We start from the raw sequence: 8,421 nt of genomic DNA, 5'->3' as shown, positions 1-8,421 counted from the left end.
CCTCGGGCTCCGCGCCCGCGGCCGGGTTCTCGGCCGGGGCCGGGATCGGGCCGGGCCCAGTGGCACTCGCGGGGGGAGCGGCGCCCGGTCCCGTGCCGCTGTCCGGTTCCAACCCGGCCTGAGCGGCCGCCTCGGCGCCGGCGGCGCGCCCCGGTGTGGGCGCGGACCCGCCCGTGCGCGCACTCCTGGCCGAGCGCACGCGCTCGAGCATCGTGGCGCGCAGCGCCTCGGCGGTGGAGCGGGAGATGTAACCGATGTCCACCGCGGACCCTTTGCCGCCGGCCACGTCGAAGCGCAGCACCGCGAGCCCCAGGAGGCGGGGGATGAAGGGCTGGCGGACGTCGATCGACTGGACGCGATCCAGGCGCGCCTCGCGCTGGCGGCGGCCGATCACGCCCTGGCGCAGGCGCACGGCGTCCGCGTCGATCCGGTAGCCCATGGCCCGCCAGGACAGCCAGTTGAGCCCCACGACGACCCCGATGACCACGAGCAGGCCGAGCGCACCCAGCGCCACGTAGAGCGGGTGATCCGCGGCGGCGCCCAGCACGCCCGAGGGGTCATCCGCATCGTCTCCCGCCACGCCGCGGCGCACGGCGTCCTCGATGAGCTCGCGGGCCTGTGCGGCGAGCACGCCCAGGAACGCGATGAGCACGATGCCGGTGCGCAGGAACGGGGTGAGCGGGTGGACCCGGTGCCAGCCCGGCTCGGCCCCGGCCTCCGGTCCCGCAGCGGGGCGCTGCGCGGCGCCCGGTGCCATCACAGGCCCGCCAGGTGCGCCTCGCCCCGGGCGGCCAGCGCCTCGCGCAGCCGCTGGGCGCGCTCGCGCGGCAGGCCGGGGATGACGGCGTCGGAGGCGGCCGAGGCGGTGTGCAGCTTGACGTTGGCCAGCCCGAAGGCTCGGTCGAGGGGGCCCGCGACGACGTCGACGAACTGCAGCCGGCCATAGGGCACGACGGTGGAGGAGCGGATGAGGATGCCGCGCTCGATGAGGAGGTCGGATTCGCGCTGGGCATAGCCCAGGTGCCGGACCTGGCGAACGATGACGAGGGCCCACCAGCCGGCGGCGAGCAGCCACACCGCGGCGCCCGCTGCGCTCAGCCACAGGGGGACCCGGAGCACCGCGAGGGCCAGGACCGCCGCGACGGCGGCGACGACGGCCATCGTCAGCGCCATCTCCAGCAGCCGCAGCCCGGCCAGGCGCGGGCTGACCGGCTGCAGGTCCACCGGCTGCCGGCCCGCCTGCCCCGCTGCCGGCTGCGCGTGTGCCGGCTGCATCTCCGCGTGCGGTTGGCCCGGCTGCGCCCCCGCTGCCGGCTGCATGTCGGCCGCCTGCTCCCCCGCCGCCGGGTGATGCGCTGCTGCCGAGTGCTGCGCTGCTGCCAGGTGCTGCGCGCCCGCCGACTGCGGCGCACCGGCCTCCGGTGGCCGCGCCTGCCGCCCCGGTGACGGCGCGGCGGAATGGTCACGGCTGGCGGGCTCGCTCATGCGGGCTCGGCTCCTGACGGGTCATCCGGGGGCAGCTGGCAGAAGTATTCGACGACGAGCCCCACGACCATGAGGAGGGCCGCGGTGGCCACGGCGACGAGCATCCCGAAGCCGGTCGCGGCGCGCACCCCGCCGGCGCTCACGAGCAGATAGGCCACCTGCCCGCCGTACCAGCCGGTCAGCGCCGCGCCGGTGACCGCGGCTGCCTTGGCCATCATCGCCACGCGCGCCGCGCGCAGCGGGTCGATCTCCGCGGTGCGGTCGCCGTCGTTCCACTTCTTGATGGGCCAGCCCAGCGCCACGAGGACGATCGAGAGCAGCAGCATGCCGAGGATCGCGGGCCAGGGAACGCCGGGCAGCTCGCCGCCGTAGCGCTCCCAGACGAACGAGAACGCCGCCGAGGCGATGAGACCGACGACTCCCCACGAGACCAGGGTCGGATACTGGGTGCGCTTCATGCCCCGGCCTCCCCGTCGGGCAGGCGGCGCACGCCCTGGCCTGCGAGTTCGGAGGCGAGCACGGCGGCGGGCACCTCGCCGCGGCCGGGCACGGCGAGGGCCGCGTGCGGGCGAAGCTCGAGCCAGGGCACGAGCACGAACGCGCGGTCGTGGGCGCGCGGGTGCGGCAGGAGGAGCTCGGGGTCGGCCGAGGCGAGCTCGGCTTCCGGGGCATCGACACCGGCGTCGACGGCAGGCGTGGCGGCGGCAGACGTGGCGGTGGCGTTGTGGGACCCTGGGCCGTCGACGTCGATGGACTCGGCCATGGAGCCGCTGATGGGCCCAGACATGGAGCCGTCAGCGCGGCCGGCGGCGTGGCCGGGGTCGGCAAGGTCGGCGCTCGCCCCCGCGGGCCCGGCAGCGGCGGGGGCGGGGGCCGGCGCCTCGGGCACGAGGCCCCGGGCCCGGGCAGCAGTAGGGGCCGGCGCCTCGGGGGTGAAGCGCACGAGGTCGATGTCGAGAGTGCGCGGGCCCCAGCGGACCTCGCGGGTGCGGCCGAGCGCCAGCTCGATGCCCTGGCAGACCCGCAGGAGCTCGCGGGCGGGCATCTCCGCGGCGACGAGCGCGGCCGTATTGACGAAGTCCGGCTGCTCGACCCCTCCCTGCGGCGCGGTGGCGTAGAGCCCGGAGCGGGCGAGGACGTGCAGCCGGGGATGGCGGTCCAGGGCAGTGAGCGCGGCCTCGATGGCGCCCGCGGGGTCGCCCACGTTCGAGCCCAGCGACAGCACGGCCGCGCCGGGCCGGTCCGCGGCGCTCGCACAGGATGCTGCGCCGGCAGCGCGGCGCCGGCGGACCGTGACGGAGACGTCGGCGAAGGCCCGCTCGATGGGCGCCTGCGGCTTGTGGACGGTGACCTCCACGTCGTCGCACTCGGCCAGCAGGTCCTCGGCGATCGCGGCCGCCAGCGCCTCGATGAGGTCGAAGGGCGGCCCGGCGACGATCGCGGCGGCACGCTCGGCCAGCGCCCCGTAGTCGACGGTGTCGGCCAGGTCGTCGCTGCGCTGCGCGGCCGAGGTGTCCGCGCGCACGTGGAGGTCGACGAGGAAGTCCTGGCCGTCGCGCTTCTCGAAGTCGAAGACGCCGTGGCGGCCGCGCACCCGCAGCCCGGTCAGCCGGATGCCCTCGCTCATCGCCCCTCCTGCGCCGTGTCGATGGCGTGGACGACCGTGGCGGCGATCCGGGAGGAGCGGGGCTCGTGCACGCGCACGGCCCATGCCCCGGCGCGGGCGGAGACGGCGGTGATGGCCGCGGTCGCCGCATCGCGCTCCGCCTCCGTGGCCGCCTGGGGGTCCTGCGGGCTGATGAGGGAGGCGAGGAAGCGCTTGCGGGACGCGGCGACGAGCAGGCGGCAGCCCATGTCCGCGAACGCGTCGATGCCGGCGAGCAGCTGCCAGTTGTGCTCGGCGTTCTTGGCGAACCCCAATCCCGGGTCCACGATGATCCGCGCGGCGGCCACCCCTGCGCGCAGCGCGGCGTCGATGCGGCCCGCCAGCTCGCGCCGGACATCGGCGACGACGTCGTCATAGGTGTAGTGGGCCCCGGCCACCAGGTGGCCGCGCCAGTGCATGAGGACCAGGTCCACGCCCGTGTCCGCGGCCACCCGCAGCATCTCCGGCTCGCTGAGGCCGGCGGAGACATCGTTGATGATGGCCGCGCCGGCCTGCACGGCGGCGCGGGCGGTCGCCGCGTGCATCGTGTCGACGCTGATGAGGGCGCCGTCGGCGGCCAGGCGCTCGATGACGGGGACCACGCGGCGGATCTCCTCCTCCGCGGGCACGCGCACGGCGCCTGGCCGCGTGGACTCGCCGCCCACGTCGATGAGGTCCGCGCCGGCCGCGAGCAGCGCGCGGCCGTGGTCCACCGCGGCCGCGGCGTCGAAGTAGCGCCCCCCGTCGGAGAACGAATCCGGGGTCACGTTGAGCACTCCCATGATCTGCGTGCGCATGCTCACCTCCGCCTCACCGCTTGAGGATCAGGCTCATCGCCTCGGACCGGGTGGCCGCGTTGCGCAGCTGGCCGCGCACGGCCGAGGTCATGGTCACGGCGCCGGGGCGCTGCACCCCGCGCATGGACATGCACAGGTGCTCGGCCTCGATGACGACGATGACGCCGCTGGGGCTGAGGTGCTCGACGAGCGCGTCCGCGATCTGCTCGGTGAGGCGCTCCTGGACCTGGGGGCGCTTGGAGAAGACCTCGACGAGCCGGGCGAGCTTGGACAGGCCGGTGACCCGCCCCTCGGGCCCGGGGATGTAGCCCACGTGCGCCGAGCCGTGGAAGGGCAGCAGGTGGTGCTCGCACGTGGAGAACATCTCGATGTCGCGCACGAGGACGATCTCGTCGTAGCCGACGTCGAACGTCGTGCCGAGCACCTCGCCCGGCGTGCGCTCGACGCCCGCGAAGAGCTCCTCGTAGGCGCGCGCCACCCGGGCGGGGGTGTCGAGGAGGCCGTCGCGGTCCGGGTCCTCGCCGATCGCGGCGAGGATCTCGCGGACCGCGGCCTCGATGCGGGGCTGGTCGACCACGTCAGATCCCGGGGCGCTGGGGGCCGTCGCCGTCGGTCAGCGGCCCCTGGGGGCCGCCCTGCGCAGGACCGCCGTCCCCGGGGCTGGCCGGGGGCTGGCCCGGCAGGCCCGGATCGGGCTGCTGCCCCGGCCCGGAGGCCGGCGGCTGCGGGTCGTGGCCGGGGTGCGCGTGCGGGGGCACGGGACCGCCGGGGCCGGGCTGGGACGGGCCCTGGGGGCCGCCCTGGCCGGGGTGCTCGCTGCCGGGCACGCCGCCGGAGACACCCGGGCCCGAGGCGCCGGGCTGGCCGCCGTGGCCCTCCCCCGCACCGGACTGGCCGGACTGGCCCTGCTGGCCCTGCTGCCCTGGGTCCCCCTGCTGGCCGGGCTGGCCCTGCTGGCCACCGGTCGGATCGCCGGCCCAGCCGGTGCCGCCGGCACCGGTGTCCGTGCCGCCGCCCCACTCGGGGACCTCGCCGGGCTCAACGCGCACATCTGCGCTGCGCTTGGGCGGGGTGATGGGTCCGCGGGTGGAGACGGGCTGCTTCTCGTTGGCCAGCCACACCTCGCGCCGGGGGGCCTTGACGACATCGGCGAAGATCTCCGCGATCTGCGCCTGGTCGAGCGTCTCCTTCTCCAGCAGCTCATAGGCGAGCCGGTCGAGGATGTCGCGGTTGGTCGTCAGCGCCCAGTACGCGTCCGAGTGGGCGGTGTCGATGAGCGTGCGCACTTCCGTGTCGACCTTGCGCAGCGTCTCATCCGAGTAGGAGTTCTCGTGGCCCATGGAGCGGCCCGCGAAGGGCTCGGAGGAGCCGTCGCCCAGCTTGACCATGCCCACGCTGTTTGTCATGCCGTACTCGGTGACCATCTTGCGCGCGGTGTCCGTGGCCTTCTCGATGTCGTTGCTGGCGCCGGTGGTGGGGTCGTGGAACACGAGCTCCTCCGCGACGCGCCCGCCCATAGCGTAGGCGAGCTGGTCGAGCAGCTCGTTGCGCGTGGTCGAGTACTTGTCCTCCACCGGGAGCACCATCGTGTAGCCCAGGGCGCGCCCGCGCGGCAGGATCGTGATCTTCGTGACCGGGTCCGTGTCGTTCATGGTCGCGGCGACGAGGGCGTGGCCGCCCTCGTGGTAGGCGGTGACGAGGCGCTCCTTGTCCCGCATGAGGCGGGTGCGCTTCTGCGGGCCCGCGATGACGCGGTCGATCGCCTCGTCCAGGATCGCCGAGTCGATGACGTGGTGGTTGTAGCGCGCGGTGAGCAGGGCGGCCTCGTTGAGCACATTGGCCAGGTCCGCGCCGGAGAAGCCCGGTGTGCGCTTGGCGATCTGCTGCAGGTCCACGTCGTCGGCCAGCGGCTTGTTGCGGGAGTGGACGCGCAGGATGTGCAGGCGGCCCTTCATGTCCGGGACCTCGACGTGGATCTGGCGGTCGAAGCGGCCCGGGCGCAGCAGCGCGGGGTCGAGCACGTCGGGCCGGTTGGTGGCGGCGATGAGGATGACGTTCGTCGAGTCGTCGAAGCCGTCCATCTCCACGAGCAGCTGGTTGAGCGTCTGCTCGCGCTCGTCGTTGCCGCCGCCCATGCCGGCGCCGCGCTGGCGGCCCACCGCGTCGATCTCGTCGATGAAGATGATGCACGGCGAGTTGTTCTTCGCCTGCTCGAACAGGTCGCGCACGCGGGAGGCGCCCACGCCCACGTACATCTCGACGAAGTCGGAGCCGGAGATCGAGTAGAACGGCACCCCGGCCTCGCCGGCGACGGCCTTGGCCAGCAGGGTCTTGCCGGTGCCGGGCGAGCCGTAGAGCAGGACGCCCTTGGGGATCTTGGCGCCCACGTCGACGAACTTCTTGGGCTCGGAGAGGAACTCCTTGATCTCCTCGAGCTCCTCGAGCGCCTCGTCCACCCCCGCGACGTCCTTGAACGTCACGTCCGGGTTCTCCTTGTTGACGAGCTTGGCTTTCGACCGGCCGAAGTTCATGATCCCGCCGCGGCCGCCCCCGCCCATCTGGGAGAGGAGGAACCAGAAGACGGCGCCGATGATGACGAACGGGATGAGGTTGATGAGCAGCGAGCCCAGCCACGAGCGCTTGGGCACCTCGTCCGTGTAGCCCTTGTCCGGCTGCGCGGCGTCGACGGCCTTGACGACGTCCTCACCGCGCGGGGCCACGTAGTAGAACTGGACCTTCTTGCCGTAGTTGTGGTCCTCGTAGTTGAAGTCGTCCTTGAGGACGAGGTCCACCCGCTGATCGCTGTCGACGATCTTGGCCTGCTCGACCTTCTTCTCCTTGAGCAGCGTCATGCCCTGCTCGGTGTCGACGCGCTGGAAGCCGCCGCCGGAGAGCAGCAGCAGGCCGATCGAGACGACGACGATGGCGAGCACGGCCCAGAAGAGCGGGCCCTTGGCGATCTTCTTGAAGTCCGGCTTCTTGCCGTCGCCCTTGCCGTCGGGCTTCTTGCCGGCGGACCGCTTGGGGTCCTGCGGCTCGGGCTTCCGGCCGGCGGGCGGGGTGCCGTCGGGCCGGCTGTTCTGCGGATCGGCCATGGGTCCTCTCAGGGCGGTGCGGGACGCGCAGTGCATTCTGCGCGCCGGGTGTGCGCGGCCGCCCGGAAGGGCGCCGGCGGGCGGCTCAGCTGTAGACGTGGGGGGCGAGGGTCGCGACGAAGGGCACGTTGCGGTACTTCTCCGCGTAGTCCAGACCGTAGCCCACGACGAACTCGTTGGGCACCTCGAAGCCCACGTAGCGCACGTCGATCTCGACCTTCGCGGCCTCCGGCTTGCGCAGCATCGTGCAGATCTCGACCGAGGCCGCGCCGCGGGACTTGAGGTTGGCCAGCAGCCACGACAGGGTCAGGCCGGAGTCGATGATGTCCTCAACGATGAGGACGTGCTGGTCCTTGAGGTCCGTGTCGAGGTCCTTGAGGATCCGCACGACGCCGGAGGACTTCGTGCCGGAGCCGTAGGAGGACACGGCCATCCAGTCCATCCGGACGGGGCTGTGCAGCGCCCGGGCCAGATCGGCCATGACCATGACGGCGCCCTTGAGGACACCCACGATGAGCAGGTCCTCGCCCGCGTAGTCGCGGTCGATGTCCGCGGCCAGCTCCGTCAGGCGGTGCTTGATCTGGGCCTCTGCGACCAGGACCTTCTCGATGTCCGTGCCCAGGTCTTGTTGATCCACGGGGAGCCTTCCTTCGCTGGTGGCCGCGCTGCCGCGCGGGCGGGCCCCCTCAGCATATCCGCACCCCCTCACACGGGGCTCCCAGCGGGTTCGCGGGCTGTGCGCCCGCCGCGCTCAGCGGGGGTGCGGTGCCGGGAGGAGCGCGAGGCCCCCGTTCGGGGTGCGCACGGCACGGCGGGCGATGGGCACGGAGACGGCGCCGGTGCGCGCACCCGTCAGCAGCGCGTCCGCGCGCTGCACGTGGGCGTGGCCGAGCTCCTGGCCGCCGCCCCCCGCGGTGCGCAGCCAGGCCCGCAGCACGCGGGTCCGCAGGGCCGGCGGCAGTCCCGCCGCCTCGGGTGAGAGCCGGGCGCCGTGCGCGCACCGGGCCAGCGCCTCGGCCGCCTGTGCCTCGAGCTCATCGGAGTCCGCGGCGAGCTGGGCGGCGCTGCGGGCCAGCGCCCGGGCGATGCCGGGGCCCAGCTCCGCCTCGAGGACGGGCAGGACCGTGCGGCGGGCGCGGACCCGAGCGAAGGCGGGGTCGGCATTGTGCGGGTCCTCCCACACGGGCACGCCCTGCGCCGCGCACGAGGCGCGGGTCTGGGCGCGCTCGATGCCCAGGAGCGGGCGCCACACGGTTCCGGCGACCGGGCGCATGCCGGCCAGCGAGCGGGCACCCGAGCCGCGGGCCAGGCCCAGGAGCACGGTCTCGGCCTGGTCGTCGAGCGTGTGCGCGGTGAGGACGGCGCGCGCGCCGAGGTCCGCCCGCGCGGCCTCCAGCGC

9 protein-coding genes are annotated in these 8,421 nt (G+C 74.2%); all 9 read right to left on the bottom strand.

The features are described 5' to 3' along the window. A partial coding sequence (locus GSY69_RS13060; RefSeq protein WP_160954272.1) for a PH domain-containing protein occupies positions 1-757 on the bottom strand: 757 nt, incomplete at its 3' end. Then, entirely contained in the window at positions 757-1,320 is a 564-nt protein-coding gene (locus GSY69_RS13055; RefSeq protein WP_235936556.1) for a PH domain-containing protein, read from the bottom strand. The genes GSY69_RS13055 and GSY69_RS13060, both read right to left, overlap by 1 nt. Positions 1,321-1,481: 161 nt before the next feature. Next, the gene (locus tag GSY69_RS13050; protein WP_160954271.1) at positions 1,482-1,943 is read right to left on the bottom strand and encodes a DUF3180 domain-containing protein; all 462 of its coding nucleotides are present in this window, start codon (positions 1,941-1,943) and stop codon (positions 1,482-1,484) included. Beyond that, positions 1,940-3,112 (bottom strand): 2-amino-4-hydroxy-6-hydroxymethyldihydropteridine diphosphokinase, encoded by a 1,173-nt coding sequence (folK, locus tag GSY69_RS14780; protein ID WP_160954270.1) that lies wholly within the window; start codon positions 3,110-3,112, stop codon positions 1,940-1,942. The genes GSY69_RS13050 and folK overlap by 4 nt, the downstream gene beginning before the upstream one ends. Continuing rightward, the gene (gene folP, locus GSY69_RS13040) at positions 3,109-3,927 is read right to left on the bottom strand and encodes a dihydropteroate synthase (RefSeq protein WP_160954269.1); all 819 of its coding nucleotides are present in this window, start codon (positions 3,925-3,927) and stop codon (positions 3,109-3,111) included. The genes folK and folP overlap by 4 nt, the downstream gene beginning before the upstream one ends. 13 nt (positions 3,928-3,940) lie before the next feature. Beyond that, positions 3,941-4,504 carry a GTP cyclohydrolase I FolE gene (folE, locus tag GSY69_RS13035; protein ID WP_160954268.1) on the bottom strand — a complete coding sequence of 188 codons (564 nt, stop codon included), beginning with the start codon at positions 4,502-4,504 and terminating at the stop codon, positions 3,941-3,943. Position 4,505: 1 nt separating this feature from the next. Beyond that, a complete protein-coding gene (ftsH, locus tag GSY69_RS13030) occupies positions 4,506-7,022 on the bottom strand; it encodes an ATP-dependent zinc metalloprotease FtsH (protein ID WP_328698874.1) in 2,517 nt (838 codons plus the stop codon). Positions 7,023-7,107: 85 nt separating this feature from the next. After that, complete coding sequence (gene hpt / locus GSY69_RS13025; protein ID WP_160954267.1) at positions 7,108-7,659, bottom strand: hypoxanthine phosphoribosyltransferase; 552 nt, start codon at positions 7,657-7,659, stop codon at positions 7,108-7,110. 114 nt (positions 7,660-7,773) lie between these two features. Beyond that, positions 7,774-8,421: tRNA lysidine(34) synthetase (locus GSY69_RS13020; protein WP_160954266.1), on the bottom strand; the 648-nt coding region annotated here is incomplete at its 5' end.

The sequence above is a fragment of the Brevibacterium rongguiense genome (assembly GCF_009857845.1).
In the GTDB taxonomy this organism is placed as follows: domain Bacteria; phylum Actinomycetota; class Actinomycetes; order Actinomycetales; family Brevibacteriaceae; genus Brevibacterium; species Brevibacterium rongguiense.
The sequence above is the reverse complement of the archived record's forward strand: the minus strand, read 5'-3'. Positions and strand labels throughout refer to the sequence as shown.

Bases quoted from the DNA above. Each gene is read 5' to 3' on its own strand.
- GSY69_RS13055 (WP_235936556.1), bottom strand. From the start codon at position 1,320: ATGCAGCCGGCAGCGGGGGCGCAGCCGGGCCAACCGCACGCGGAGATG.
- GSY69_RS13050 (WP_160954271.1), bottom strand. From the start codon at position 1,943: ATGAAGCGCACCCAGTATCCGACCCTGGTCTCGTGGGGAGTCGTCGGT.
- folK (WP_160954270.1), bottom strand. From the start codon at position 3,112: ATGAGCGAGGGCATCCGGCTGACCGGGCTGCGGGTGCGCGGCCGCCAC.
- folP (WP_160954269.1), bottom strand. From the start codon at position 3,927: ATGCGCACGCAGATCATGGGAGTGCTCAACGTGACCCCGGATTCGTTC.
- ftsH (WP_328698874.1), bottom strand. From the start codon at position 7,022: ATGGCCGATCCGCAGAACAGCCGGCCCGACGGCACCCCGCCCGCCGGC.